24 protein-coding genes and 4 pseudogenes are annotated in these 26,977 nt (G+C 66.9%); 11 read left to right on the top strand and 17 right to left on the bottom strand.

All coding sequences use genetic code 11. The features are described from left to right. Nucleotides 1–1,944: a hypothetical protein gene (locus AB0E24_RS36010; RefSeq protein ID WP_359383549.1), complete on the bottom strand. Its 1,944-nt coding sequence runs from the start codon at nucleotides 1,942–1,944 to the stop codon at nucleotides 1–3. A gap of 314 nt (nucleotides 1,945–2,258) precedes the next feature. Beyond that, nucleotides 2,259–2,948: a hypothetical protein gene (locus AB0E24_RS36005; RefSeq protein WP_093702858.1), complete on the bottom strand. Its 690-nt coding sequence runs from the start codon at nucleotides 2,946–2,948 to the stop codon at nucleotides 2,259–2,261. Nucleotides 2,949–3,447: 499 nt separating this feature from the next. On the opposite strand from AB0E24_RS36005, the pseudogene AB0E24_RS46080 reads away from it, so the two are divergent. Beyond that, a pseudogene (locus tag AB0E24_RS46080) lies at nucleotides 3,448–4,693 on the top strand (IS3 family transposase). 839 nt (nucleotides 4,694–5,532) lie between these two features. Here AB0E24_RS46080 and AB0E24_RS35985 read toward each other — a convergent pair. The 5 genes from AB0E24_RS35985 to AB0E24_RS35965 form a co-directional block, all read right to left on the bottom strand. Then, nucleotides 5,533–5,793: a hypothetical protein gene (locus tag AB0E24_RS35985; protein ID WP_359383545.1), complete on the bottom strand. Its 261-nt coding sequence runs from the start codon at nucleotides 5,791–5,793 to the stop codon at nucleotides 5,533–5,535. Beyond that, nucleotides 5,790–6,137, bottom strand: a complete 348-nt coding sequence (locus tag AB0E24_RS35980) for a hypothetical protein (protein ID WP_069869090.1) — start codon at nucleotides 6,135–6,137, stop codon at nucleotides 5,790–5,792. Before AB0E24_RS35980 ends, AB0E24_RS35985 begins: the two co-directional genes overlap by 4 nt. A 426-nt stretch (nucleotides 6,138–6,563) precedes the next feature. Then, the gene (locus AB0E24_RS35975) at nucleotides 6,564–6,800 is read right to left on the bottom strand and encodes a tyrosine-type recombinase/integrase (RefSeq protein WP_359383542.1); all 237 of its coding nucleotides are present in this window, start codon (nucleotides 6,798–6,800) and stop codon (nucleotides 6,564–6,566) included. A 22-nt stretch (nucleotides 6,801–6,822) separates the two neighbouring features. Next, a complete protein-coding gene (locus AB0E24_RS35970) occupies nucleotides 6,823–7,167 on the bottom strand; it encodes a site-specific integrase (RefSeq protein ID WP_359383539.1) in 345 nt (114 codons plus the stop codon). Then, nucleotides 7,118–7,774 (bottom strand): tyrosine-type recombinase/integrase, encoded by a 657-nt coding sequence (locus AB0E24_RS35965; protein ID WP_359383537.1) that lies wholly within the window; start codon nucleotides 7,772–7,774, stop codon nucleotides 7,118–7,120. Before AB0E24_RS35965 ends, AB0E24_RS35970 begins: the two co-directional genes overlap by 50 nt. A 429-nt stretch (nucleotides 7,775–8,203) precedes the next feature. Between AB0E24_RS35965 and AB0E24_RS35960 the strand changes: the two genes are divergently transcribed. Then, nucleotides 8,204–8,827 carry a hypothetical protein gene (locus AB0E24_RS35960; RefSeq protein WP_359383534.1) on the top strand — a complete coding sequence of 208 codons (624 nt, stop codon included), beginning with the start codon at nucleotides 8,204–8,206 and terminating at the stop codon, nucleotides 8,825–8,827. 19 nt (nucleotides 8,828–8,846) lie between these two features. Here the strand turns inward: AB0E24_RS35960 and AB0E24_RS35955 are convergent, their stop codons facing one another. Next, the gene (locus AB0E24_RS35955; RefSeq protein WP_359383531.1) at nucleotides 8,847–9,731 is read right to left on the bottom strand and encodes an integrase core domain-containing protein; all 885 of its coding nucleotides are present in this window, start codon (nucleotides 9,729–9,731) and stop codon (nucleotides 8,847–8,849) included. Nucleotides 9,732–9,739: 8 nt separating this feature from the next. Between AB0E24_RS35955 and AB0E24_RS35950 the strand changes: the two genes are divergently transcribed. The 5 genes and pseudogenes from AB0E24_RS35950 to AB0E24_RS35930 form a co-directional block, all read left to right on the top strand. Then, nucleotides 9,740–10,132, top strand: coding sequence for an integrase core domain-containing protein (locus AB0E24_RS35950; RefSeq protein WP_359383529.1), 393 nt, complete (start codon nucleotides 9,740–9,742; stop codon nucleotides 10,130–10,132). Further along, nucleotides 10,129–10,592 (top strand): annotated as a pseudogene (locus AB0E24_RS35945) (transposase); the annotation flags it as partial. The gene AB0E24_RS35950 and the pseudogene AB0E24_RS35945, both read left to right, overlap by 4 nt. Nucleotides 10,593–11,144: 552 nt before the next feature. Next, a complete protein-coding gene (locus AB0E24_RS35940) occupies nucleotides 11,145–12,056 on the top strand; it encodes a reverse transcriptase domain-containing protein (protein ID WP_359383526.1) in 912 nt (303 codons plus the stop codon). Then, complete coding sequence (locus AB0E24_RS35935) at nucleotides 12,053–12,397, top strand: group II intron maturase-specific domain-containing protein (protein ID WP_359383523.1); 345 nt, start codon at nucleotides 12,053–12,055, stop codon at nucleotides 12,395–12,397. The genes AB0E24_RS35940 and AB0E24_RS35935 overlap by 4 nt, the downstream gene beginning before the upstream one ends. 87 nt (nucleotides 12,398–12,484) lie before the next feature. Then, a pseudogene (locus tag AB0E24_RS35930) lies at nucleotides 12,485–12,895 on the top strand (transposase); the annotation flags it as partial. Nucleotides 12,896–12,903: 8 nt separating this feature from the next. Here AB0E24_RS35930 and AB0E24_RS35925 read toward each other — a convergent pair. After that, entirely contained in the window at nucleotides 12,904–13,287 is a 384-nt protein-coding gene (locus tag AB0E24_RS35925) for a DUF3885 domain-containing protein (RefSeq protein WP_347234841.1), read from the bottom strand. Between the two features lie 1,125 nt (nucleotides 13,288–14,412). Between AB0E24_RS35925 and AB0E24_RS35920 the strand changes: the two genes are divergently transcribed. The 3 genes from AB0E24_RS35920 to AB0E24_RS35910 are packed head-to-tail and all read left to right on the top strand — an operon-like array spanning nucleotide 14,413 to nucleotide 17,049. Further along, a complete protein-coding gene (locus tag AB0E24_RS35920; RefSeq protein ID WP_359383520.1) occupies nucleotides 14,413–15,582 on the top strand; it encodes a hypothetical protein in 1,170 nt (389 codons plus the stop codon). A 43-nt stretch (nucleotides 15,583–15,625) separates the two neighbouring features. Then, entirely contained in the window at nucleotides 15,626–16,588 is a 963-nt protein-coding gene (locus AB0E24_RS35915; RefSeq protein WP_359383518.1) for a hypothetical protein, read from the top strand. Further along, nucleotides 16,585–17,049, top strand: a complete 465-nt coding sequence (locus AB0E24_RS35910; RefSeq protein ID WP_359383515.1) for a hypothetical protein — start codon at nucleotides 16,585–16,587, stop codon at nucleotides 17,047–17,049. The genes AB0E24_RS35915 and AB0E24_RS35910 overlap by 4 nt, the downstream gene beginning before the upstream one ends. A gap of 15 nt (nucleotides 17,050–17,064) precedes the next feature. On the opposite strand, the gene AB0E24_RS35905 is transcribed toward AB0E24_RS35910, so the two are convergent. The 8 genes and pseudogenes from AB0E24_RS35905 to AB0E24_RS35870 form a co-directional block, all read right to left on the bottom strand. Next, the gene (locus AB0E24_RS35905) at nucleotides 17,065–17,247 is read right to left on the bottom strand and encodes a hypothetical protein (RefSeq protein WP_093705254.1); all 183 of its coding nucleotides are present in this window, start codon (nucleotides 17,245–17,247) and stop codon (nucleotides 17,065–17,067) included. Between the two features lie 8 nt (nucleotides 17,248–17,255). Next, nucleotides 17,256–17,420 carry a hypothetical protein gene (locus AB0E24_RS35900; protein ID WP_359383512.1) on the bottom strand — a complete coding sequence of 55 codons (165 nt, stop codon included), beginning with the start codon at nucleotides 17,418–17,420 and terminating at the stop codon, nucleotides 17,256–17,258. 120 nt (nucleotides 17,421–17,540) lie between these two features. Continuing rightward, nucleotides 17,541–17,891: pseudogene (locus AB0E24_RS35895) on the bottom strand (integrase core domain-containing protein); the annotation flags it as partial. Between the two features lie 485 nt (nucleotides 17,892–18,376). Beyond that, nucleotides 18,377–19,960: a GMC oxidoreductase gene (locus AB0E24_RS35890; RefSeq protein ID WP_359383509.1), complete on the bottom strand. Its 1,584-nt coding sequence runs from the start codon at nucleotides 19,958–19,960 to the stop codon at nucleotides 18,377–18,379. Nucleotides 19,961–20,016: 56 nt separating this feature from the next. Further along, nucleotides 20,017–21,594 (bottom strand): GMC family oxidoreductase, encoded by a 1,578-nt coding sequence (locus tag AB0E24_RS35885; RefSeq protein WP_093704311.1) that lies wholly within the window; start codon nucleotides 21,592–21,594, stop codon nucleotides 20,017–20,019. A gap of 336 nt (nucleotides 21,595–21,930) precedes the next feature. Then, nucleotides 21,931–22,932 carry a glycoside hydrolase family 3 N-terminal domain-containing protein gene (locus tag AB0E24_RS35880; RefSeq protein WP_174885765.1) on the bottom strand — a complete coding sequence of 334 codons (1,002 nt, stop codon included), beginning with the start codon at nucleotides 22,930–22,932 and terminating at the stop codon, nucleotides 21,931–21,933. A gap of 55 nt (nucleotides 22,933–22,987) precedes the next feature. Continuing rightward, nucleotides 22,988–23,749: a DeoR/GlpR family DNA-binding transcription regulator gene (locus AB0E24_RS35875; protein WP_359383505.1), complete on the bottom strand. Its 762-nt coding sequence runs from the start codon at nucleotides 23,747–23,749 to the stop codon at nucleotides 22,988–22,990. Nucleotides 23,750–23,889: 140 nt separating this feature from the next. Beyond that, nucleotides 23,890–25,497, bottom strand: coding sequence for a PucR family transcriptional regulator (locus AB0E24_RS35870; RefSeq protein ID WP_079256987.1), 1,608 nt, complete (start codon nucleotides 25,495–25,497; stop codon nucleotides 23,890–23,892). 125 nt (nucleotides 25,498–25,622) lie between these two features. Here AB0E24_RS35870 and hisD point away from each other — a divergent pair, with 125 nt between their 5' ends. After that, a complete protein-coding gene (hisD, locus tag AB0E24_RS35865) occupies nucleotides 25,623–26,951 on the top strand; it encodes a histidinol dehydrogenase (RefSeq protein WP_435865360.1) in 1,329 nt (442 codons plus the stop codon). Nucleotides 26,952–26,977: the final 26 nt, after the last annotated feature.

Raw genomic sequence — 26,977 nt, 5'->3', positions numbered from 1 at the left:
TCACACCCCTTCCATGTCGAGCTGCGCGTGCACCACGGCGGCCGTGAGGGGCAGCCCGACGATCCGGTCCGGGTGCACCCAGTCGTCGGCGCAGGAGCGCAGGATCCGGCCCGAACGCTGATCTCCGTGGGCGATGGCGCCGACCAGCAGCCTTAACATCTCACGGAGTTCGGAGTCCCGTTCGGCCAGCTTCGCCCAGTCGCCGACGACCTGTTCCGCCTCGTCGTGGAAGAAGGACTCGTTCAGCGCCGCACGCCACAACCACACGAAGGAATCCCGCAGTTCGGGCCGCCGGTGCGCCAGGTACAGCAGCGTCGGCCACTCGGGCACCGCGGCTCCCGGGTCGAGGTCCTTCGTCTCCACGACCACCTGTGCCGCGACGATCAGGAAGGCGAGCACCGCCGCCCGGCCGGAGCGGTGGTCGCCGGTCCTGTCCCGCAGCATGGGCAGCACCGAGCCGGCCGCGTCGGGATCGTCGGCGACCAGATCGGCCAGCGCGCAGCCGACGGCCACCGCCACCGTCACGCTGTCCACTGCGAACAGCCGGGCGAGTTCCTCCACCGGATGTCCCGACACCGCGCCCAGCCCGTGCACCCGGGCCGCAGACGCCCGCACCTGGGGCCGCTCGTCGGCGTACCAGCCGCCCACCAGTGCGGCCGCCTGCTCCCGCACCCAGGGGTCCTGGCACGCCACGGAGAGCGCGTAGGCGACGGCGGTGCGGCGCAGCGCGCTGTCGCTGCGCGCCCAGGGCCCCAGGACTCGGCGTTCGATGTACCGATAGGCCTCGGCGGCCAGCACCCCGAGCCCGGAGGCCGCCGCGTAGACGCGCACCTGCTCCGCCGGGTGCACCACCAACTCGTCCAGCCAGTCGAGGAGTTCGTCCTGGATCTCGTACTGGGTCCAGGCGTGCAGGATCACCCGGCGCGCGTACCCGGGGTCCTTGTACTCGATGATCGTCCCGGGCTCGCCGCCCGGCTTGCCCCGCTCCTCGGCGCGCAGGTGCTGCAACTGCCGTCGCCGGGGCGTCTCGAACAGATCCTTGGACCGGACCGGGCGTCCGTCGGGCCCGGGCGCCCGGAGGTAGGGTCCGTCGTCCTCCAGCCGCTCGCGCAGCGAACGGGCGGCCTGGGCGACGTCCTCCTGCGGCAGCCCGTTGAGCACCGCCAGGGCGAGCGCGAAGCTGCGCGTGCCGGCGTCCGGCATACTCTCGGCCCAGATCTCGAAGTCCTCCGCCTCCAGCCGGGCCCGGTGTTCACGTAGCCGGTCCAGGTCGACGACGCCGTGCAGGTCGTACTGCTCGATCATCGCGGCGGCGAGGTCTCCGGCCTGCCGACAGGCCGGGAGGCCGCCCACCAGCTCGGCGATCACGTCCCGTACGTCCTCGCGCGTCAGCAGCCGGTCGGCGTCGCGTTCCCCCAGCCGCCAGCGCAGATGCGCGCGCACGACCTCCAAGGGCTGCGGAGCATCCGTCAGATCCCATACGCCGACGAGCAGTTCACCGTCGGCGAGTTCACCGTCCGTCACCGTGACGACCATCCACGCGTCCGCCTGGGACAGCGCGCCCTGCACCTTCTCGTACGTCTCCCGGCCGAGGTTTCCGATGTCCTCGGGCCGCTCCAGCAGGAAGCCGACACCGCGCTCGATGACCCCGCTGTCGTTCTCCAGCTGCTCGGCCAACGAGGCGAAGTCGACCCCGCTGTCCAGGTGGTAGACCGCACCCCGGCACGCGCCGAGCAGCAGCCGTACGGCCATCGCGGACTTGCCGTGCCCGGCCGCCGAGCGCAGGATCAGCAGCCGCTGTCTGGCGAGCGCCTCGCGGGCGTCGGGCAGGTCGGCGGGCGCGCTGTAGGCGAACCGGACCCGTTCCGCGATGAGCGGGGACAACACCCGCAGCCGGCGTTTGTGCCCACCGAGCACCACCACGTACTTGTCGCCGCCGACCATGTCACCCTCGACGTTGGCGACGGCGTTCTGCAGCAGCCCTCGGCGCTGCGAACCCTGCCCCAGCTGACCGGTCGCCTCGTACGACTCCGCGCCGGGTCCGGACTGCGGGGGCGGCGGAGTCTCCGCCCCGCCGTCGCCTCCCGTGGTCGGCTGCGCCTGGGGCGGGCCGTCCTGTCTGTCCTTCGCCGACTCCTGGCCGGCACCCGGGGCGGACGGTTTGGGCGCACCGCCCCCCGTGGGTCCCCCCGGCCCGGCCGCCGGCCGGCTCCCCCCTGGATCACCGGCGGCCGGGGGTCCTCCCGCTGCGGCCGCCGTCACAGCCGCACATTCCCTGTGTTGTGGACGGTCACGTGCTTGGACCCGGCGACCTGGTCGCCCTGCACGGTTGCCGCGTGCTGCACGACGGAGGGCCGGCCGTCGGAGGGCCGGTCGGCGGCGGTGCTCTGCTGCCCGTCCGTCTCGGTCGGCGCCTCCTGGTCGCAGGGCGGCCCGGCGGCCGGCGCGGGCAGTCCCGGAGGGGCCGGGTAGCCGGGGACCGTGATCCAGGTACTGATCGTCTCACCGTGCTTGGTGGTGAGGTCGAACGGCAGATAGGCCGCGGCGTCGATTCCCCGGTGGCCATGCCGGATCACCGCGCGATGGACCTCGTCCGACACGGCGAACGCCATCCGGGCCGACGGGGCGGAAGCGAGGACGTCGCGCAGCGGCTGGGCGTCGACGATCCGGCAGGTGGTGTTGACCGCGTTGCCCGACCAGCCGTGCTCGTCGTCTGTCGCCAGGCCTTGGTGCAGTGCCATCCGCAGCCGGACCGTGTGATCCTCGTTGACCTCCTGGGCGTATTCGCCGAGCCCCTCGTCGAGCTCGCGCACGAACGGCCCGGCGATCACCACGGGTGACACGGACGACCGGATGAGCATGAGCACGCCGTCGCCGCGGTCCTCGGACACGGTGTCCGTCACGGCGAGCCCGGCACGCTCCATCGCGCCACCGAGAACGCGGTACATCGCGGCCCGAACTCGTCGCTGCACGGGGTCTCGACGCGGACTGAAATTCTCGATGTCCAGCGCGACGATCCAGTGATGCTTGGCTTCCCCCGACATGTGCGGACCTCTCCCGTACTCCCCGCAAAGGTGCTGCCGAACGATCGGCTCCACCAGTAGACGGCATCCGGAGAGAGTCGGTCCACGCCATTTGGCGCATTAACGAGATTGGCTGGAAATGCTCTGCGGCAAGACTTCGGAGTGAGGTCCGCGCTGTTTCGCTCCAACCCACGAAGGGCCAACTCGGCCCTTGGCTCATCTAACTCAGGGCGCATCGGGGGCGGGTGGGAATCGGCGAAGTGACGTGCACGGCCGGGACTTCTTGGTAGCAACATCGGTGTCGAAGCCCAGCCGCGCCAAGAGGTCCCGTCGTGCCCGTTGTAGGCCCCTGTCGCACCTGCTGTTGCCTCGAACGGGCAAGCTGACTGCTCGTGCCTGGCCTGCCACTTCGGCCACGGCCGCCATTATCGGCCCGGCCCCGCCGCTACACCTCGGACACCACGGACACGGAGTGGCAGGTCATCGCGCCAGCACGAGGCGGCCTATGCGCTCCGGTGCTTGCAGTTCATCCTCGGCCACAGCACAGCACCCCACCACTCTCCCCAGCTCCCATCCCGTCCGCCGTCGACCCACACACCGTGGAGCGGGCGTGGTCCATGGCGTCCAGGTGGAGCGCGCCATTGAGAAGGAAAACGCCGAACTCAAGCGGGCCAACGAGATCCTCAAGGCCGCGGCGAGTTTCTTCGCGGCCGAGCTCGACTGGCCACACACACGCTCGTAGCGTTCATCGACGAGCACCGGGACCGCTTCGGCGGCGTCGAGCCGATCTGCAGAACCCTCACCGGGCACGACTGCAAGATCGCCCCCTCCACGTACTACGCCTGCAAGAAACGCCTCGAAACTCCCTCCGCCCGTTCGGCGCGCGACATGTAACTCAAAGAGCGGATCCAGGAGGTCCACACGTCCAACTACCGCGTCTACGGTGCCCGGAAGCTCTGGCGCGAGCTGAACCGGCAGGGACATGCGGTGGCCCGCTGCACAGTCGAGCGCCTCATGCGCGAACTCGGCATCACCGGCGCCGTCCGCGGCAAGAAGGTGATCACCACACTCCCCGGCGGACAAGCCGAACGGGCTCCCGACCGCTTGGAGCGCGGCTTCGTCGCCAAAGGCTCCGAACCGCTGCTGGGTCGCGGACTTCACCCACGTGACGACCTGGGCCGGTGTTGTCTACGTCGCCTTCGTCGTGGACACTTTCTCCCGCCGGATCGTCGGCTGGTCCGCGGCCACCGTGAAGGCGACGGTCTTTGTCCTGGACGCTGTGGAGATGGCGATCTGGCAGCGCGACCGCGACCCACACCCTGTCCGGCCAGGCGAGTTGATCCATCACTCGGACGGAGGGTCGCAATACACGAGTTTCCGGCTAGCCGAGCGCCTGGCCGCCGCCGGCATCGCCGCCTCGATCGGACCAGTCGGAGACGCCTACGACAATGCCCTGATGGAGAGCACCGATCGGTCTGTTCAAGACCGAGCTGATCAAACCCCGGCGGCCCTGGAAGGCGCTGTCCGAGGTCGAACTCGCCACCGTTGAATACGTCGACTGGTACAACCACCGCAGACTCCACAGTGAGACAGGCCACGTCCCACCGGTCGAGTACGAAGCCACCTACTACACCGAACTCACGAAGCCCCAGGTCACAACCACAATCTGAGATCTCTACCGAACCCGGGGCGGTTCAGGTTGGAGGACTCTGCGGATGGTGGAGGCACCGATGCGCACTAGGCGCGGCGGACGTGCGCATCGCCGCGTGTGACGCCGCCGATGGCCGAGCCGCATCAGCTCGCCTTGGACCCGTTTGTACCCCCGGGACGGGTTCTCTGTTGCGAGCCGTTCGATGAGCGTGGCGATTGCTTCGTCGAGAGGGGGGCGGCCGACCTTGTGTGGATAGGTCCATTTTCGTGCCACCAGGTGGCGGTGCCAGCGCAGGAGCGTGTCGGGGGTAACCAGTCTGTGTGCGCGCAGCTTTCTCGGCAGAAGTCGGACGAGGGCGGTGAGGATCGCGCGGTCCGCCCAGGTCAAGCGTGGCCTCGGAATGCTGCGGCGCAGCATGGCTACCTCATGGCGGAGCACGAGTGGCTCGACGTCCTTGGATGCGGAGGAACGGCCGAGTAACACGAACCAGCTGAGTAGCCGAGTGGCGAGCAGGCAGAGCAGGCGCAAGGACACGAACTACGATCCTGCCCGATCAGTGACGCTCCATGGAGCTTTGCAGGTCAACGTCCTGACCGGATTATGGAACCCCACACCTGATCCGCATTCTGCCCGTCACGGCACCAGTGCTGCCGCAGGGTTCGAATGGCACAATGCCAGCCGCAGCAGCACGATCGATTTTCGTCTCGCGTGGACCACCGGCCACGCGAGAGCGTCTGCACGAGCGACTGTGGCCGACGACCGTCGGGACTCGGTGCACCCGCTCCGATCCGGGCTCATGGCATTCTCGGCAAGCACAGTCGCATGAACTGCACACCCGAGGCATCGAGCCCAGCAACGTCATCCGTACCAGGTGATGTTGCAGATATAGATGCAGTGATGGCGTGGTACTGACAGGAAGCTGATGAAGCCGCGTCCGCCGAGAATGTCGAATTCTCGGAGTCCGCCTTCTCGGTCGAACGGCCGACCCACCTTTGCCGCGTCGACTCCAAGCGCGGCGAGTTCGGTCGCCAGTCGCTCGACCTCTGCTACGACATCTGGCGCAAGTCCGTCGGCGACGTACTCCTCACTCGGGTTGTACTCCCAGGTCCAGTTGGTCACAGCCCCGCCTCGGCCTCCGCGGCCTTACGGATCTGCTGGATTTCATGGATGGCCGCCGTCGGGTCCTGTTCGGCCATATCGACGATCTGCTCGAGTTCACGGAGGCGGGCGGCGCGTTCCGGGTGCCGCTCGATGGCGACGAACACGGCCCATGAGTGGACGAAAGCCCGCAGGGGTGCGAGGCTCTGTGTCTGCTGTGCGTTTGTAGTCGCCTCGAACAGGTGCTGAGTGAGCGCAGGGACTCTGCTGGGAGCGATCCGGGCGACAGCCGCGCGCAGTGCGTCAGGGGTCAGGTCGGGCATGGGGATCAGGGGTCCATACGGGCCGTCTGGCTGCGCAGTCACGATGACCTCCAGTGCAGGGCTGCTCGTCGCACCTTACCGTGCGGGCGCGGTAGCCGTGGGAGACCCTTGTCCGCTCCGCAAGCCGTCGCATGGCGTGGCTTATGGGGGAGTGGCTGATTGCCGCGTTCTCCGTAGGCGCGCAAGGGCGCGGTACGGTTCCGAACCGAGCACCACGGTGCGATACGGATCGTCGCGGAGAGTTGCCGCGCGGCTGGGGGTCAAGGGGTCGCAGGTTCAAATCCTGTCGTCCCGACGGTGTGACCAGCGGGTTTGCCAGTGATGGCGAACCCGCTGTTTGCGTGCGTGTGACACGTGATGGCGACGTGATGACATCCGGTGAGCGCTGGGGCGATGCCGCCACAGTGCCCCTGGCCAGGGGCACTGCAACAGAGAGAATCCCAACCGGGAGCGGGGGCGGACGAAGGTTCAGACCGCCCGCTGTTCTGACGCCCCGCCAGGATCGCCGGTGGCGTGTTTGCGGTCGGCGCGTTCCAAGGCTGTGCCGATGGCGGCGACGGCTTCGCGGGCGGCGTGGGGGAGCAGGTGGCCGTAGAGGTTGACGGTGGTGGCCAGTGTCGAGTGGCGCAGCGTCTTGGAGACCACCGCTAGTGGCACCCGCGAGCTGATCATGATCGTGGCGGCCGGGTGCCGCAGATCGTGCACCCCGATCCGTGGCAGGCTGAGCTCAGCGGCGCCGTCGCAGCTCGACCAGCGCCCCCTGCGGGCGCAGCGGCGAGCCGTCCGGGCGGCGGAAGACGAGCCCCTCCAGCGGCGTCCCCTTGGGCTGGCCGGTCCGGGTGAGCGCGGCCTGGTGCCCGAGGGCGGCAACCACGCGTGGGGCCAGGCTCACCCAGTTCCGGCCGGCCTTGGTCTTGGGGTGGCCGAGGTAGAGGTGGTTGTTGTTCACGGCTGTCAGGCTCCAGCGCACCAGCAGCATCCGTTCGGCCAGGTGGACGTCGGTCCAGTGCGGCCCCAGGGACTCACCTCGCCGCATGCCGGTGCCCAGCAGCATCTCGAACAGATCGGCCATCTGATCGCCGTAGTGAGCATGGTTGCCGCCGCAGAAACGCTGCGGCCTGCGCGGGATTCCAGCAGATCCGCTCCGGCGCGACCGGACGGGGCAGCAGAACGTACCGGCACGGGTTGGCCACGATTACGCGCGAGCGCATGGCATGGCTGAGCGCGCTGGAGAAGATGGCTCCAATCCGGTAGACGGCGGTGCGCCCGCGTCCGCGGGCGAGTTCGGCCTCACTCCAGGCGGTGATGTGCCGGGCCCGCAGATGAGTCAGGGGCAGTCGGCCGAAGGTCGGGATGAGGTCCGCGCGCACGTGATCGCGGTAGCGGGTGAACGTGGTGGGCTTGAGCGCCTTCTCCTTGAGGCGCAGCCACTCGGCCAGATACGTGGCGAGGGTGAGGTCCTCGCTGCGGTCCAGGCCGGAGCGCTCGGACTCCAGGGCTCGCTCGAGCGCTGTCTCGGCGGCCTTCTGGGTGGCGAATCCGCTACGGCAGAGCGGATGGCGCTTGCCGTCGGCCGAGGGCAGGTCGACAGCGAAAGCCCAAGAGCCGTGCCTTGAACCATCGTGGAGCTTGGGGCAGCGGCCACGTACTGTCGGCCGTCGGGGCGACGGCAGCCGCAACGCCGGTACACCCGGCCGCGTTCAGGAGGCTGAGAAGCCATCGTGTTCACCTCCGTGGGGGGAATTAACTCCACCGTGGAGGTGCCGACGCCTGGCGCATGAGGTGGCTGATCATGGCGTATCCGGGGCGATGTCATCACCCTGCCATCACACGGCGTCCGTCGAGGATGCTGACCAGTGCCGACCCCTTTGGGGTGTAGTCGGTGGTCGGCGTGTCGAGTCGGCCTGAAGCAGTGGTTCCCTACCGGTATCAGATGTGGTGCACGTCACTGCGCGGCGATGTGGTTATTGCTCCAAATATTGAGCAATGTTCTTTTTTGGCTACCTGGACTGGTGTGCGAGGCGATGTCTACTCTCGCGTTCACGATTCCATCGAGAATTGTTCATAACTGAGCAAGGTCTGGGGAGGCCTTGTGGGGGGAGTCTGCTATGCCTCTGGGCATTCGGCGGTGTGCGCGCGTGTCCGGGGTGGCGTTGGTTACCTCGGTCATCTTGGGAGCGCTCCCGCACGCTGGCGCGCAGGGCTCCGGCGTGCGTACCGCGCCGGTGGCCAAGGATGCGCGCGGCGTGAAGAGCGCGGTGAGTGAGGAGCTGGCGCGAGCGGCTGCTGAGCGCGAGGACAAGCCGGTGGAGATCGCCTCACTGCGGGGTGAGAGCAGCGAGGTGTTCGCCACTCCCGACGGGAAGCTGGAGGCAAGAGAGTATCTGCGTCCCGTTCGAGCGCGCGTGGATGGTGAATGGAAGGCCATCGACACCGCGCTGGTGAAGACTGGCGACGGGATGGTTGCGCCGAAGGCGACGACCGTGGACTTGAAGTTCTCCGGTGGCGGGAGCATGCCGCTGGTGCGGATGACGAAGGCGGGGCGTGAGCTGGCCCTGTCCTGGCCGACGGACCTGCCGGCCCCGCGATTACAGGGCGACACGGCCACCTATCCGGACGTCCTGCCGGATGTGGACCTGCGGATGGGAGCCCAGGAAGACGGCTTCACGCAGCTGTTGGTGGTGAAGTCGGCCGAGGCCCGTACCGCTTCAAAACGACTTCACCATCTGTGAGCTGGGGTTTCGTCCGGGGTCAGCTGGCCCGGCGGTACTCGTTGATGAAGCCTGTGACAGCTTGCCGGCGTTTGATCCGAGCTGCTGGCAGTAGTAGGACCTTGGGGTCGTCCAGGGGCGCAAGCTGCTGGCGGCCTTGGTGGGGGCGATGCTCGTTGAAGTGGTGGGCGTAGTCGTGGAGGATCCTCTGGGCGTGACCGCGGTCGTAGATCAGCAGGCGGTTGGCGCATTCCTCGCGTACCGAACGTATGAAGCGCTCGGCGTGCGGATTGCAGTTGGGGCTGCGCGGAGGGGCCTTGGCCACGGTGATGCCTTCACTGGCGAAGACGGCGTCGAAGGCTGCGGTGAACTTTGCGTCCCGGTCGCGGACGAGGTGGGTGAAGCCGGCGGCGTGTTCTCCGAGGTGCCAGAGAAGCTGTCGTGCCTGTTGTGTGGCCCAGGCTGCGGTGGGATGGGCGGTGACGCCGAGGATGTGCACCGTGCGGGTGTGTACCTCCATCACGAACAGGGCGTACAGCCGCTGGAGTCCGATTGTGTCGACGTGGAACAGGTCGGTGGCGAGCAGGCCGTTGGATTGGGCCTTGAGGAAGGTTGTCCACTCGCCCCGCGTCGGATGTCGTCGCGGAGCGGGGCCCAGGCCTGCGGCGCGCAGGATGCGGCGGATGGCGGCCGGGCTGACCCTGTGTCCGAGGCGGCGCAGTTCGCCGTGTACTCGTCGGAAGCCCCAGTGTGGGTTCTCGGTGCCGAGCCGCATGATCAGCTGGCGCAGTCCCTGTGGGACTGGAGGGCGTCCGGCGGACGGCGGCTGCGTCCATTTCTTCTTGATGAGCCGTTGGTGCCAGGCGAGGAGGGTGCGTGGGGAGATGATCCGTGTGGAGATCAGGTAGAGCAGTCGCACGAACATAAGGACTCATGGTGTCGTATCGGTGCAGGGGAGCGTCGTCCCAGGTCAGGGGCTGCGCAGTCATTCTGGAGCGGTACGAGAGCAGTCACAGCAGCACTCCACCAATGCTGGTGCCCACACTGCCCGCTGTGCCACGGATGAACGCCATCGCCGAACGCTGGATCGGATCATGCCGACGCGAGGCCACCGACCGCATCCTGATCACCGGCGAATGCCACCTGCGTCTCGTCATCGGCGAGTACGCGAAGCACCACAACAGACACCGGCTGCACCGATCCCTCGGACAACGGCCACCAGACCAACTCACCAGCCCCGAACCGCCCATCGCCAGGGACAACACTCGCATTCGTCGACGCGCCCGACTCGGCGGCCTTATCCACGAATACTCGCAGGTCGCATAGGGCGACACAGATTCCGGCACCCACAGGGGCGGGGTACGTGGAGTTGGATTGTTCCGGACGGCTTGTGGGAGATCGCCGAGCCGCTGATCCCACCGTCGAAGGTGCGGCCGCAGGGCGGCGGAACGCAGGACACGCCTGATGAGACGCTGTTTGCGGCGATCCTCTACGTGCTGGTCAGCGGTTGTGCCTGGCGGGCTCTGCCGCCGTGTTTCGGGATATCGAAGTCGACCGCACACCGCCGGTTCCTGACCTGGTCGCGGGCTGGCGTGTGGGGCCGGCTGCATGAAGCAGTGCTGCACCGACTCGACGACGCCAGCCTCATCGACGTCTCGCGGGTCGTCCTCGACTCCGCTCATGTCCGGGCTAAAAAAGGGGCGAACTCACAGGTCCGAGCCCCGTGGACCGGGGTAAGCCGGGTTCCAAGATGCAGTGTGCCACGAACGCAAGAAGGAGCCCTATGTAGGCAGTGTTCCGGAAGCGGTGCTGTGCAGGAGATGAGGGATTTGGCCCCTCGGAGTCGCCCTGCGGGGGGAGGCTTCAAACCGCCGCATGCTGCGGAAGCGGTGACGTGACCGTGGTGAGCGATGTGGAAAAAGGCGTCCATGAGACGTCAGGTGAGGATCAGGAAGACGAACGCAAGTGAATCACTGCTGACGTGTCGTTACGGATGAAGTGACATCGAAACCGGGGTTACTTGTATCGGCCTCGGGAGGAGTCTGGCGGGTGCCCGTCTATTGGCCAGATGGTGTCCGGCATGGAGGTGACGTGAGCCTGATCTGCTGCTCTTGCACGGAACGTGGGAAAGCACGTCTCGAAACTGCATCCCGGAGCGGGGGTGCGAGAGGGAGCGCTCCAAGCGGAGGACCCGCAAGGAGTTGAGTACTGTCGCGAGATGTGCTGGCGGACCGGCCCGTATTAGTGACGAAGCCCCTGTAATGGGGGTGGAGCGAAGGGGCCGGGTCATCTGTGGCTGTGTGTATTTGGTCAACCGGAAGTTCTCCGGGAGGAGCCGATGGACAAGCTGAAGTCACCGGACAAGCCGTTTGATATCTCCAAGTGGGATGTCCTGGAGGCGTATCGGGAGGTAAAGAAGAATCAGGGTGCACCGGGAGTGGACGGGCAGTCCATCGAGGACTTCGAGAAGGATCTGAAGGGAAACCTGTACAAGATCTGGAACCGAATGTCGTCGGGGTCATACTTTCCGTCACCGGTGCGTGCGGTGGAGATTCCGAAACAGCACGGTGGCGGCACGAGGATGCTTGGCGTCCCCACAGTTGCCGACCGAGTTGCACAAACCGTGGTGGCCAAACACCTTGGAATCCGCGTGGACCCAATTTTCCATGAGGACTCCTACGGATATCGGCCGCGGCGGTCGGCTTTGGACGCTGTGGAGACCTGCCGGAAACGCTGTTGGAAGCGCGACTGGGTGATCGATCTCGACATCCAGAAGTTCTTCGACAGCGTCCGCTGGGACCTCATCGTCAAGGCCGTGGAGGCTCACACTGACGCCGTTTGGGTGAAGTTGTACGTTCAGCGGTGGCTCCAAGCCCCGCTGCAACAGCCCGACGGCACCTTGCAGATGAGGGACCGGGGCACCCCACAGGGGTCCGCAGTCTCGCCCGTGCTGGCGAACCTGTTCATGCACTACGCGTTCGACGCCTGGCTGACCCGGACCTACCCGGGTATCCAGTTCGAGCGCTATGCCGACGATGCGGTCGTGCACTGCGTCAGCGAGCACAGGCCCGCACGGTTCTGGCGGCGCTCGGGGACAGGATGGAAGAGGTCGGGCTGCGATTGCATCCCGACAAGACCCGGATCGTGTACTGCAAGGACGGCAAGCGGCGCGCCTCATACGAGCACACGTCGTTCACCTTCCTCGGCTTCACGTTCCAAGCCCGCAAGGCGCGGAGCAGGTATGGGGTGAACTTCACCAACTTCCTACCCGCGGTCAGCAAGGAGGCCCTGAAGAAGATCGGCAGAGAAGTCCGCTCCTGGCGGCTTCACATGCAGATCCACCTCACGTTTCACGAGCTCGCGCGAAGGATCAATCCCATCGTGCGTGGCTGGACGCAGTACTACGGGGCGCACTATCGCTCCCTGCTGCATCCACTCCTCGCGCGCATCAACGCCTACCTGGTGCGCTGGATCCGCAGGAAGTACCGACGGCTCCGGAGTTTCAAAAAGGCCCATGCCTGCTGGAAGCGAATCATCCGGCAGCATCCACGGCTCTTCGCCCACTGGGCATGGACTCCGACCTTCTGGTGATCAAGATGGCAAGAGCCGTGTAACGGGCGACTGTTACGCACGGTTCTGTGGGAGCCCGGGGGTGAGATTCCTCCGGGCCACCCGACCGTCCTGTCGGACGCGAACGGACTGCCCCTGGTCGTCGGCGTCTCGGCCGCCAACACCCATGACAGCGAAGCGCTGAAGCCCATGGTCGAGGGCCACCAAACGAGACACGACCCCCACCGCGGCCGTCACCTCAAGCCCCAACGCCTGCACGCCGACAAGGCGTATGACATCCCCCACCTGCGGAAATGGTTACGCGGCAAACGCATCGGCGTGCGCATCGACCGCAAAGGCATCGAGTCCAGCGAACGCCTGGGCCGCCGTCGTTGGGTGATCGAGCGGACGATGTCCTGGCTGTCCGGCTACCGCAGGCTCAGCCCCCGCTACGAGCGCGATCCCCGTAACTACCTGGCCTTTCTCGGCTTGGCCGCCGCTTTGTGCTGCTACAAGCGACTGATCCGCCTCACCACATAGGACACGGTCTAAATCAGGACATCAGTGACCAAGGCACCCGCAGCCTTGTCATTGGCAACGTCGCGCAGAAGGTCGTCGAGGCATCCGCGGCACCAGGAGAGCGACGGGCAACGAAAAGATGTTGGGGTGCGGTATTCCGGATCGGGGTCGTCCGTCACGAGGCGGCTCTCCCAGTACTCCGCGTCCCCGTGGCAAGGCGGTGCATCCGGCTCGGTCGTCCACACAGGCGTGATCAGATACACGTCCGTGCCATCGAATAGTTCGTCGAGGATCGTGTTGTGCCGTTCCAGGACGACGGCGTACCGGTCCTCGTTCTCCGGGTAGCGCTTCGAGCCCGGCAGACTGTGGAAACGCACCCGCACATCCCGATAAGGCCCACGCAATAGGTGCATGACGGGAGGACACCCGGGCCACCTCCGCTGCCACAACTCGGTCAACACCGATTGCCCGCGTCCAGACACCTGCTGTCCGTTCCCTCTCCTCACCAGTACGTCGAAGAGCAGTGAACCAGCTCAGCGTGCACGGAAGGGCAGAGAACATCGCCCTTGATGCTGCCTCAATGGTCCTGATCCTCCTGCGTCGGTTCGTAGAGGCTCGGCTCGGACGCTCTGCACCTTCGCTGACAGGACCGGCCTGCCGTGCACGCTCACGAAAGCGCGCCCGATAAAGACGAGTCAAAAGCCCCGAAGCCGCAATCGGAGCGGCGCGAAGAGCAGCGGACTCAGCAGCCTGCGGGACGCGGTGCCATGCTCAACGCCCGGTCTGTTCAGCGATTGCAGCGCGGTGCGGGAAACGCCGCTGTGTCGCGGCTGCTCGCCGCGCAGCGGCCGCCCTCATCACCGTCACGGCAAGGGCCGCCGGGTGGAGTGGGCAGCCCGGCTGGTTCTGCCGGTTCGGCGGGCATGCCCGGACCGGCCAGTCAGGTGGAGCAGGCGGGACAGACAGGTCAGGCGGGGTATGCGGGTCAGGCGTCGACAGGGGCCGCCGCGCCGCATTCCGCCACACCTCGTTCGGGCGTACCTCGTGCCGCCAGCCCTCCCTGGGCCAACCAATCTGCCGCCAACCCCCCTTCCGTGAACTCCCCTTCCATCAGGAGAGCGACGGATGGCGAGAAACCGGGGCGGCCGCAGCGGGACAGTCCACCCGCGAGCGCGTCTGCACTGCCCGAGAGGCTTCCGGAGGGCGGTGCTGCTGCTGCCACCGCCACTGTGGACGCGCGCCAGGGCGAGCTACAGGAGACCCGTACGAGGGAGCGTCCGGCCGTATCGCTTCTGAAGGAGCACCGCGAGGCCCAGGAACAGCAAGGAGAAGGAGGAGGAGAAAGCGGGAGGGGGAAAAGGAAAGAGAGAGGGGGAGGGCAAGGGGATCGGGACCACGACCACGATCAACGTGGCGGCCCGTCTCCCCACAGCCCCGGCCGGGCCGCCCAAGACGACGCGGCCGACGCCGGTCACAGCGATGGCAACGGGTCGGAGGTCGACTTTGTCGATCTGGACCTGGAGCCGCTGCTGCCGCCGTTGTGGGGGCAGTCGCCGCAGCAGCACGAGGCGGAGGTTCAGGACTACGAACAGGGGCTGGCCCAGGACCGGGGCGTCGCCAAGGAGAAGGTGGCGGCCTTCACCGAGAGCCGCCGGGCCAGATCGACGGAGTTGGCCGCCCTCGCGCCCCAGTTGACGCAGCAGGTCCAGGCGGCCAAAGCGGCGGCGCTGGCGAAGATCGGATCCGCCGAGACCTCAAGCGTGGCGAGGGTGCAGGCCGCGGTGCAGGGTGCCCGGTCGCGTATTCAGGCACAGGCGCAGACGGCCCGGGGGCAGGTGACGGCTGGTCATTCGGCGGCGGTCGCGGCGATGGGTTCGGCCGCCTCGGGGGCGCGTACGGCCATGGACGGCGGATTCCGTACGGCGGGAGAGGCCGTCACCGGCAGGCAGGACAACCAGATCACCAAGCTCGGCGAGCTGTACGGCCACACGGAACAGCGGATACGGGACGCCGCCAAGCACGCGGGGGAACTGGCGGTCGGCGAGGGCAAGAAGCGCGCTGCGCAGTACCGCTCCAAGATGATCCACCGCGACGACAACTTCTGGGACGGTCCGCTCACCGACAACCGGTGTAAGGCGCAGGCGAATGCAGCCACCGCGGTCGGCGATGCCTACAAGGACGAACTACCCAAGGCGGCGGACGACCCCATCGCCGACATGAAGAAGGGCAAGCCGGACGCCGAGAAGGCGATCGGCAAAGTCGCCGATGACGTCCGCAAGAGCCTGGAGACGGTGCTCAAGCAGAGCCAGGAGGGCTTGGCCGACGGGCACAAGCAGTCGTTGCAGGGCGCGGACGACGCCAAGGCGGGCGCGCTGGCGAGTATTGGGCAGGCGCTGAGTTCGGCCGAGGGGAGCCTGGCCCAGCTACAGAGTTCGCAGATCGCGGCGGTAAGGGCCCAGGCGGCGCAGCAGCGGCAGGCCATCGAGCGGAACGCGGCCGGGGCCACCGCCGCGATCGGCAAGGGCGTGGCGACGGCGCGCGGCGGACTGGAACGCAGCCTGCGGGAGTTTGGGCAGATCCTCGGCCGGGACGCGGTGCCCGATCCCGAGCAGCTGGAAGAGGTGTTACGGGACACCGGCGTGCAGTTCGACGAGCGGCTGGAGGGCGTGGCGGAGCGGAACCCGAAGGCTGCAACGGCAAGACTCTGAGCGAGTGGCTCGGCAACTGACGCGCGACGGATGGAGGCGGCGGGTGACGCTGGGACGCATTGGAATGGCGCTTACCGGACTCGACATTACCGACATGGCGACTGAACTACGGGAGCGGTGGTTTCCGGGCGAGGTTCCGCAGAGAATTACCGTCGACTCCCATGAGGTCTCCCCTTCGGCGGACTGGATCGAACGCCACCTCGGACGTACCGGTGAAGGTGCCGAGGAAGGCGTCGATGAAGGTGCCGTTGAGGGCCCCGATGTAGTTGCCGCCTTCTTCGGGGATAACTTCGACCGCTACCTCACTGTTCACGCGAACAAAATGGTAAGGCTTTCCTTCGACTTCGAGGGTGAAGCGGCCGAACTTGTCGACGCGTTGAGCGATTACCCCTTCGAAATCGCCTCTTTCCAGAGCCGGTACAGGGAATGGCAGGCCAAGGAGAAGTACTGGGCACCCAGCTTCGGAGGAGCGCACTTCCCTCATGGCTGGGCCTGTGCCTTTCGTGGCGAGGGACACCGTTCGTTGGTCTCCCGCCGCTGGCTGGACACGGGACCATGGCATCTTCTGCACGGGCCGAACGACACCACGCTGGTGCAGTTCCACGACCTGAAGCTGGGCGCCGCGGAAGCGCTCGCCCAGGCGAAGCCCGCCCATGAGCACATGGGCCACTCGAACGAAGGCGGTTTCCTCCGAACGCCCTACGTCTACCGGAAAGAGATCAAGGGCTTCTACGATGCAAGCCGTCGCGTACTGAAGGTTGTGGTCCTGGGACGGACGGTCCCGGCCGTGGAGATGCGAGACGCCTGCGCCGCTCGGCGCGACAATCTGCTGGCCCCGGAACAGCCGGTCGACAACGTCGCGTTCGTCTTCCTCGATCCGGCCGAGGCCCGAGCCCACCTGCCCAGGCTCTGGCCGTACGGACTCGAGTGCTGGACCGTCATCGACGATGTCGAAACCCGCCTGGACACAGAGGAACGGCCCGAAGGGGCAGGTGACCGGGCGTGACCTTCGATGAAACCGACGCGGAGACCCGGTTTGTGAAGTCATTGCAGGCTCTCGCGATCGCCGCCTCGGCGCAGGGCAGTGGTGCCCAGCGGGTACGGGAAGAGGCAGTCGCTGCCATTGCCGAGTGGGCGGATCTGCCTGGGAAGGAAGCGCCGGCCGCTGATGTCTCGCACATTCTGCGAGGTGTCACCCCCGGTGACCTAGCGCTCCTCGGCGAAGCCGTAGGGGTGATCGCCGAGTGGGTTCGGGAGCCGGGAGAGGAGAGCGGGCGCCGGGTGGACGCCATGGTCCAGCGGTTGCAGCGTGAGTTGGGGCCGTTGATCGTGCGGGACCGGGAGGCCGAGAAGGCAGCGGAGCGGGAGCGGCTTCGAGGGGAGGTGCGGGCGTCCATCAGGCTTCGGCTTCAGGAGGGAGGGATTGTGGACACTCAGGACAGCTCGCATGATGGCAATTCGGAATGATCGCCCGGACAAGTCCTAGCTGATCGCCTGGCGCGCGTATCGGGCCCGCTGGCCGTCCAGCAGTGTCTGCGCCTCCCGCCAGGCGGGTGCCTCGTGGCGATCGAGCTGGTGACGGGCGACCTTGTCGACCGCTTCACGGCGGCGGACCGCGCTCACGCGGTAGTACGTCTGAGTGACGGCGAGGGATCTGTGATCCATGAGCTCGCTCAGCACACCGACAGGGAGCCGGCGTCCGCATGCCGTTGAGCATAGGTGTGGCGGTGCGAGTGGGGGAGGATGTCCTCCTTGAGGAGCTCCTGGCCCTCCGGAGTGATCAGCGGCGGCAGACTGTCGACCCACTCGCGGTGCCACGAGGCGAGTATGTCCTCCACCAGGCCGTGGACACCACGGGGTTCTTCCTCACCCGCGCCAACAGTTACAACTGATGTGGATCCGTGTGGGGGAAGCGTTCCCGGGCGACTCTGCGGGTGCCGATAAATCATCCGTGCAGTTCACGCCGCGTGCTGATGTTCGTGGAGGGTTCCGCCGAGTCGGTCTCGTCTGTGGACTGCCAGGTGGGCGAGTTGGGCTTGTTGGGTGATTGGCGTGGGTAGCGGGCGGCATGGGGCCGCCTGCTCCAGGGGCCTGTGCGGGCGGTGCTCGTTGTAGAAGGATTCGTACTCGCGCAGGGCGTGGAGAAGGTGGTTCTGGTTCCAGATCGAGGTCCAGTCCAGCAGCTCCCTGCGGCAGGTCTGTATCCAGCGCTCCACGAGCGAGTTCATCCGCGGTATCCGAATGCCGGTGGTGACGACCTTGAGACCGGCATCGGTCATGAGGGTGTCGAAGGCGGCTGTGAACTTCGAGCCTGACGCTGTAGGACCAGCAGTTGGTGCCGGAGTACCAGAATCTCGACGTCCTTTTCTCTGTCGCTCATCGGCAGGAGGCGTAGGAACGCCAGGGCGTTGGTCGCGGCGAGATAGGCCAGGCGCAGCAGCACGACAGACCATGATGCCGCCGGGTCCCTGCGCAGGTGACGACACTTGGGCGAATGTCGAGGAGTACCGAAGATCCGTGATCAGGCTCCCGACCTGCGTGGATGATGTACCGGCACCCGCACCGTTGTCATCCCGAGTCCCACTTCCGGGCGATCAGCCTGCGGTGGCACGCCAGCAGCGTCGCCGCCAACTGTTCGAGGATCTGTCCTCGGCCTGACGCCGGGTGGTGGTCCGTGTGCGGCGCCCGCACCACGATTCGCACACTTGATGTCAACGACCCCCTCACCCTCCGTCACCGCCGAATGCGAGACAGGGCGGTTGAGTTGACACGCCCCCGGTCGCCCCGCGCTGGGTCAGCTCTTGGTGGCCTGTGCGATGGATGGGGCGATGCGCAGTGCGTTGGCGCCGATGGTCAGGGCCGGATTGAGCGCGGCCGACGACGGGAAGAACGAGGCATCGGCCACCCAGAGATTCTCGATGTCGTGGCTGCGGCAGGAGGGATCGAGGACGCTCTGCGCGGGATCGTGCCCCGCTACCGCGGTGCCGCACATGTGCGAGTTCGTCTCGATGCCCATGCGCTGGGTGAAGATCAGCGGGTAGCCCGCCTTGCGGACCATCCTGGTGACCCGGCGCACGAGTTCGTGGTGGGGCCAGAGGTTGTTCGGCTTCCAGTCGATGAGGATCCGGTCGCCCTCCACCCGGACCCGGTTCTCGCGCGAGGGGAGATCCTCGGTCGTCAGGTAGATGTCGATGCTCCTGCCCGACATGAACGCCAGGGCCCACATCGGTGCCCACGGACGGGCGGGCTTGAGCATCGGGGCCTGGAGCTTGCCCAGCATCTGGAGATTGCCGAGCGGATACGGCGTTCCCGGGCTCGCCTCGTAGAAGTCGTTGAGCCCGAGCGTCTTCTGCCACTTCGTGGGGTTGGGACGCAGCGGATTGACGCCTACGAAGAACGTGCTGTTGTGCACCATGTAGTTACGGCCCAGCAGCAGCGACGAGTTGCCGAGCCCCTTCGGATGCGCGTCGTTGGCCGAACGCAGCAGCAGCGCCGCCGAGTTGACCGCGCCGCCGGCCACGACAAAGCTCTTGGCGTTGATGCGGAGGGTACGGCCCGCGTGCCGCGCCTCGGCCGCGACGACCTTGCGGCCGTCCGGGGCGGTGATCAACCGGGTGATCTCCGTTCCCGTCATGATCTTCACGCCGTCGTTCAGCGCGGGCAGCAGAATCCTGTTCTCCGCGTCGGACTTCATCCCGGTCTCATCCGGACAACCGTCCGCGGTGGTCACTGCGGCACGGTCGTCCTGAGTGGTCACATTCAGCGCGTTCGGGGTGTGGAACGGGTGCAGCCCCTGCTCGCGCAGCGACCCGGCGAACCTTTCGATCACCGGTTCGTGCTTGAGCGCCGGGTAGGGATAGGGCTGTGAGCGCGGGGGCTCGGTCGGATCCTCACCGGTCTGCCCGTGCACCTGGAGCAACTGCTCCATGGTGGCGTAGAAGGGCTCCAGGTCCTCGTAGGTGAACGGCCAGGCCCGCGAGACACCGTCGTAGTGAGCCACCTCGGTGAAGTCGCTGTGCCGGAAGCGGGGCAGCATGGCGCCGTAGAAGCGGGTGTTGCCGCCGACCCAGTAGTAGACCCCCGGCGCGAACGGCCTTCCCGTGCTGCCGTCGTACCAGTGACCGGCGTTTTTGTACCGGCCCTTGATGTACATCTCGGCCGGCCGCGAGTTCTCGGGCTCGCGGGGGAGGAAAGTGCCGCGCTCGACGACCAGGACCCGATGACCGGAGTCCTTGAGGGCCCAGGCCAGCGTTGCGCCGCCCATGCCGGAGCCGACGATCAGAACATCCGTGTCGATTTCATCTGCGGCTCCGGCGGTTATCAGGGAGTCGGGGCGCAGCCCCGTGGGCGTGTAGTCCTGGGGGACCGGGTTAACCATTGAGCTTCCTTCTGGCACTCTCATGCTCGATCGATGGGCGGACGACATGTCGCCGATTACGACTGAATGAATGCGGCGGCTCTTTCTCCGATCATGATGGCCGGCGCATTCGTGTTTCCCGTCACCAATGTCGGCATGATCGAAGTGTCCGCCACCCGGACATTTTCCAGCCCGAAGACGCGGAGCTCGGGGTCCACAACCTTCCCCATCATGCAGGTTCCTGACGGGTGGTAGAAAGAAAAGGACTGCGCACGAATGTATGCGTCGATGTCCTGATCCCGATCCGACACGGGGGCGAGCCCGGCGTCAGCAGCCGCTCGCAGGTCCGACTCCAGGAGGTCGGTAAGTCGCGATTCACGCGCGATCCGCATGCACAGGCGGATGCCTTCCCGAAGTCGTCGGCGGTCGTCGACGTCATCGAGATAGTTATGGTAAATACGTGGCTTGGCGTAAGGATGTGAATGCCGCAGGCGTACCGACCCTCGACTGGCCGGCCGAGCGACATAGGGACCGAACGACATTCCGGGCTCGAGCGGTGCGGCGAGACCCTCGTCGCGGACGATACCCAGCGCGGCATGCACCTGGATATCAGGGGCCGGGAGGTCATCACTGGACTTGAAGAAACCGCCGACCTCGTTCCACGCCATCGGCCCGGCGCCTCGCTCACGCAGAAGCTGTTCCTCTTTCGACGTGTCCGGCCCGAGGACGGGTTCGGTGTGACTGAAGAAGCTGATGAAGCAGCCGGCGTGATCCTGCATGTTCCGGCCGACGTCCGGCAGGTCGAGAACGGGAGGAACACCGCCTGCGGTGAGTTCGTCCGCCGGCCCGACACCGGACTGAAGCAGAAGGTGCGGTGTGTTGTAGGCGCCCAGGGACAATACGATCTCGCGGTTGATCCGGATCGTACGGACGGAACCCAGGTGATCGACTTCCAGGGCTTCGGCACGGGCACCGTCGAAGCGGACGCGCAGGGCGATCGTCGATGACAGCACGGTGAGGTTCCGGCGGTCGGCCGCCGGTTCCAGGAACGCCACGGCGCTGCTGCAACGCAGGCCGTTGCGCTGTGTGACCTGGTGATATCCGACTCCTTCCTGCTCCGCCCCGTTGAAGTCCGGATTGGGCTCGTGGCCCGCGTCCTGGGCCGCTTCCACCCAAGCCGTCAGCAACGGGTGGACGGAGATGGGATCGCTGACCGTGAGGGGGCCGTCCACGGCGTGGAAGTCGTCGGCCCCTCGCTGGTTGTCCTCGGACTTCTTGAAGAAGGGCAGCACGTCGGCGTAGCCCCAGCCTGGGTTGCCCAGTCGCTCCCAGGTGTCGTAGTCGTAACGATGGCCGCGGACGTAGAGCATCGTGTTCATCGAGCTTGTGCCGCCTACCACCCGCCCGCGCGGCAGGTAGGCACGGCGTCCGCCGAGCTGGGGTTCGGGCTCGGTCTCGAAATCCCAGTCGTATGCCGTCTTGAGCTGCTGTGAGAACAGTGCCGGGATCTCGAAAAGGCGGCCCTGGGCAGGGGGCCCCGCTTCGATGAGGGCCACGGTGACATCCGGGTTCTCCGACAGCCGAGCTGCGAGCGCGCAGCCTGCCGAACCGGCACCTACGACCACGTAGTCGTAGTTTTCCGCGATGGTCGTCATATCTGCCTCCCGTGGCAGCCGGGCTTGCCGGGCCGGGGTCATGGGTTACGGGGTTCGGACGCGAATGGGGCTGGGCCAGATGGGGCTCTGGCTCTGCCGGGCTCGGAGCGAGGTGGAGAAAGGCATCACTGGAGCGGTCCTGGAGTGACAGAGACTAGGCAGCCATGGGCGCGCGGGAACATGCACAAGGTGAGCAATATCCGGTCTTCGAATCGCACAGTATGGGCACGGCAGCCATGGACGGCAGCCGCAGCCATGGAGGGGACATGGCGCTCACCACCGTTGGCCTGGCCCTCACGATCCGGAGCCGCTCTTGGGCCGGATCGCGTGTGACCGTCAGGTTCCGGTGCTTTCGGCCAGGGCGCGGACGCGTTCGGCCGCGCTGTGAAGGGTGCGGGCGAAGGCGGTGTCGCCTTCGGCGGTCTTGATCAGAGCAGCGGTGACGTCGCCGAGGCGTCCGTCCTCAGCGGCGAGCAGGAGGTGTACACCGGCGCGGATGGCGGCCACCGCGGTCTGGGGGGCGGAGCGTCCGCGCAGGGTGGCGGGGGCATCGAGGTCGTCGCTGACGATCAGGCCGTCGAAGCCGAGGTCGCGAAGGAGTGTGACCGCGGTGGGGGAGGTGAGGGCGGGTTCATCGCCGTCGAGCCCGGCGACAGGGGCGGGGCCCATCATGACGGCTTGTGTGCCGGCTTGGACGCAGGCGGCGAACGGGATGAGTGCGCTTTCGGTCCAGCGGCCCTCGGGAACGTGCGCCACCTCCAGGGCGGGATCCGCGGTGACCTCTGGGAAGCCGGGGAAGTGCTTGGTGACGGCTGTGACACCTGCGCGCTGCACGCCGGTGACGAAGGCTGCCGCCAGTTCTCCGATGCGGGCGCCAGGAAGGTCCAGGGTGCGTCCTCGCAGCCAGGGGTTGTCTCCTATGAGGCGGTCGCACACAGGAGACAAAAAAGTGTTGACGCCCAACCGCAGTGCGGCGCGACCGAGTTCGTGGGCGGCACGCTCCACCTCTGCCGGGTCGGTGTCCGGTCCGAAGACGGGCAGGCCGGGGACGAGGCGGTGCAGCCGCTTGATCCCCCAGGGTTCCTGGTCGACGGCGACGAGCACACTCGCCCCCGCGATGGCGCGCAGACGCGCGGTGAAGTCGATGAACTGCTGCGAGGTCTCGGTCGTCTGTCGCTCTTCGGCCATGACACGAGCGGTGTACTCGGTGCGGGATTCGCCCATGATCACGGAGCGGCAGCCGGAGGCGAGCAGTGAGGCCAAGGAGTCAGGGACGGTGAATCCGTCGAGTGCGGGCAGCAGCACGGCGTGAGCGTCCTGCCCGATGGTGGTGGTCATGATAGGCGAGTCCTTCTTGGGTTCGCGGTGCGGTGCGCGCCGCGCAGGGACCCCGTCAGGCGGTTTTGACGACAGTGCCGGTGTCTTCGAGCGCGGCTACTTCGTCGGCGGGCGCCGTGGTGTCGGTGACGAGGGTGTGCAGGAGGATGGAGGGGCCGACGTAGGCGTGGGCGGTGTGGCCGAGCTTGCTGCCGTCAGCGGCGGCGATGACGCGGCGCGTGGAGGCGATGACCGCTTTCTTCACTGCCGCGTCGTCGAGGTCGTAGGCGGTCAGGCCCTCTGTTGCGCTCAGGCCGCAGCAGCCGACGACCGCGGTGTCGAAGCGCAGTGCCGACAGGGAGGCCAGCGTGAGGGGGCCGGTCAGGGCGCCTTCCGCGGCGCGGGGCCGTCCGCCCGGCACCATTAACGTGGTCGGACTCGGAGAACCGCTGAGTGCGTGGATGGCCTGCAATGACAGGGGCATCACGGTGATCTGCCGTCCACACAGCAGGCGGGCGACCTCCAGGCAGGTGGTGCCGCTGTCGAGGAGGACGGTCTCCCCGTCGCCGATGAGCGAGCACACCTCGGCCGCGATCCGGCGCTTGGCGTCGATGGCCTCGTGGGCGCGCAGCGCGAAAGGCGGCTCCTCGCTCCTGAGCAGCAGGGTGCGCGCCCCGCCGCGGATGCGTTCGAGGGCGCCCTGCGCGGCCAGAGTGTCGAGGTCGCGCCGGATGGTCATCTCCGATGAACCGGTCAGCTCGGCGAGTTCCTGGACGGTGGCACTGCCCGACTCCTTGACAGCCTGGGCGATCAGCCGGTGACGGCCTGCGTTGCTCATGTCGCGATTGAACACTCCCGGCATTGAACATGCAAGCTGTTCGGAGTGAGTCTTTTCGAACACGTAAGTTGTTCGTTGCGGTGGCTGGCGCCCCGGGTCCACACCTGGCTACCGACCGGTACAGCCTGAGCGGCCCGCCCTCAGGTACGTCGGAGGGCCGGTTTGCGCAGCAGATCGTGTCCTCGTACGGCGAGTTGCAATCGCTGCTGGTTGTCGACTCGGGTGAGGTCCATCCCGAGGATCTTGGAGAGTCTGTTGAGGCGGTGGTAGAGCGTTCGCCGTTGGATGAAGAGAGCGTCCGCTGCCCGCGCTTTGTTGCCGCCGCAGTCCAGGAAGGCCCGTAGGGTCGGCAGAAGCGGGCTCTTCACCAGGGCGTCGTGCTCGAGCAGCGGTCCCAGTTCGTCCTCGACGTAGCGTGTGAGTTCGGGCCCCTCGGCGAGTGCCACCAGCAGACGGAGCGCTCCCAGGTCATCGAAGCGGCGAACTTCCGGCGCCGCGGCGGCTGCCGCCACGGAGGCCGCGCTGCGACTCTGCCGTAGTGCCAGTGGCAGTGCCGCCGGTGGCACGATACGGCTGATGCCGCCCCTGACGTCGTGGTCGATCAATGTGGTCTGTATGTGGGTGATATCGCTGTCAGCGGAAAGGCCCACGACCGCCGTGTCGAAATCTCCGGTATCGCCGACGACAGCGGGCCACCCGGCATCGTGCAGAAGGCGAGTCAGGGTGTGACCTTTGAAGTGTTTGCTGTCCCCTGCACACGCCGTGACGACGATCAGATCACGCCCACGGAGGTCCAGCCCGAGCGCCAAGGCGAGGCTGACGAATTTCTCTCCGGTGATGTCGCCGAGAAGGAGCCGGCTCAGCAGGGCTGTCTGGCGGTGGGCCGAGCGGGCCCCATGCTCTCGTTCGCTCAGCAGGGTGATCGCTACTGCTGTGGCTGCCCGTTCCAGCGTACGAAGCTCGGTTGGGCTCGGCCGTACTGTGCCGTGCAGAAGGTGAAGCCAGCCCCACGCCTCGCCACGGAGGATCACCGGCTGGCGTGCGCAGGGCACGACATCACGGAACGATGCCGCGTGGGCGGTGGGAACCGCGGGCAGCTGGGCCGTGAGGGAGTGATGGCGTTCATGAATGGCCCGGGAGTGCGCACTCCACTGGGTCACGGCCTCATCAGCCTCCGGGTCGGCGCCTCCATAGGCGAGCATCTGGTGGGCCGCGTCTTCCAGCACCACGGCGTGTCCGGTACGGCGAGCCAGTTCTCGGACCACTCCGACATAGTCCTCGTCGGCGAGTAGCAGATCCATGAACGCCTGGCTGGTGGCCTCTTCGGCGGTCAACTGTTTGACGCGCATCTGGACCAGCACTTCGTGGACCTGGGCCGAGGTCTCCACGAAGGGGATCTCGTCGGCCAGGCCGACAAGGGGGAGGCCGACGGCCTCGGCCTCCTCGATGGCGGCCACGGGCATTGAGTCGAACATTCGGCCGGCGAGCTCGACGACCAGAACGGCGGCGCGGGCGTCCGCGAGACGCTGGATGAAGGCGCGCTGCTGGGTGGCTGTGGCTCCCATGCCGAGTCCTGCGGTCAACAGCATTTCTTCCCCGGTGAGAAAGCGATGAATATCCGGGATCTCTCCGGTGTGCACCCAGCGCACAGGGCGGTCCAGATTCTTCTCTCCGGCATAGACGCGCACCCTGGTGCGACTGAACACCTCGAGTTCCAGCGCGGCGCGAATGGTCAGGACTTCGGTCATGTACTGCCTCAGTGTGTGCAAGTTTCATGCTCAACGTGGCACACATTGTGCCTGTCGTCACAGCCTGTTGTTTACCCAGACTTCAGGTCAAGCCCGCAGGCACATCTATCTGCAAGGAGTGCGGAGTGTCCACCACGAGCAAGATCGTGAAGGGTCCCGACACGGTAGAAGCGTCGCGGACCACGAGCCGTCCGGAAATCGTCGATACCGTCGCCGAGGTCATCGCCGACGTACGACAGAACGGCGACACGGCCGTGCGTCGATGGTCGCAGAAGTTCGACGGGTGGAGCCCGGAGTCGTTCCGGCTCGGCCCCGACCGGATCGCTTCCGTGGTCTCCTCTGTCCCCGGGACCGTCCTCGACGATCTGCGCTTCGTCCAGCGCCAGGTCCGCGGCTTCGCACAGGCGCAGCGGGACTCCCTCACCGACTTCGAGGTGGAGACCCTGCCCGGAGTGTTCCTGGGACAGCGCAACATTCCCATCAGCGCGGCCGGCGCGTACGTTCCCGGAGGCCGGTACCCGCTGACCGCGTCGGCCCATATGACCGTCCTGACGGCCAAGGTCGCAGGAGTGGGAAGGGTCGCGGCGACGACCCCGCCGGACCGCGGTGCGCCACCCCCCGTGAGCATCGCCGCGATGCACCTGGCCGGCGCCGACGAGATCTACGTCATGGGTGGCGTCCAGGCGGTGGCGGCCCTCGCACTGGGCACCGAGACGATCTCCGCCGTCGACATGCTCGCCGGACCGGGCAACGCCTATGTGGCGGAGGCCAAGCGGCAGCTCTTCGGCGAGGTCGGCATCGACCTGTTCGCCGGCCCGACGGAAGTACTGATCGTCGCCGACGAGACCGCCGACCCGTTCGTGGTGGCGACCGATCTGCTGTCGCAGGCCGAGCACGGACCGGACTCACCAGCAGTGCTGATCACCACCTCGGAAGAGGTGGCCACGCGGACGATCGCGTGCGTGGAGGAACTGCTGCCGGGCCTGCCCACGGGCGAAGTCGCCGGACGGGCGTGGCGCGACCGGGGCGAGGTGATCGTGGTCCCCCACCTCGACGCCGCTTACGAACTCGCCGACCAGTACGCGAGCGAGCATGTGCAGATCCTCACGGCCGAGCCGCGTGAGGCCCTGCACCGGATGCGGAACTACGGAGCGCTGTTCCTCGGGGACAAGACGTGCGTCCCGTACGGCGACAAGGTCATCGGCACCAATCACGTGTTGCCGACGCTGGGGGCGGCCCGCTATACCGGTGGCCTCTGGGTCGGCAAGTACCTCAAGACCGTGACGTACCAGGAGATCCAGGACGCCACCTCCAGTGCCGAACTCGGCGAGGTCTGCGGCAGGGCCTCCCGGATCGAGAACTTCGAGGGCCACGCGCGCTCGGGAGACGTGCGCAGCGCACGCTACGGGTCAGCCCGGCTGGACTGGACCGATCACACCTTCGGCCGGGCCTGACCAGTGCCGGCGGATGAGCGCTTACC

Origin of the sequence: Streptomyces malaysiensis subsp. malaysiensis (genome assembly GCF_040653035.1) — a bacterium.
GTDB classification, from domain to species: Bacteria; Actinomycetota; Actinomycetes; order Streptomycetales; family Streptomycetaceae; genus Streptomyces; species Streptomyces malaysiensis.
This window is presented reverse-complemented; position numbering and strand designations above follow the sequence as displayed.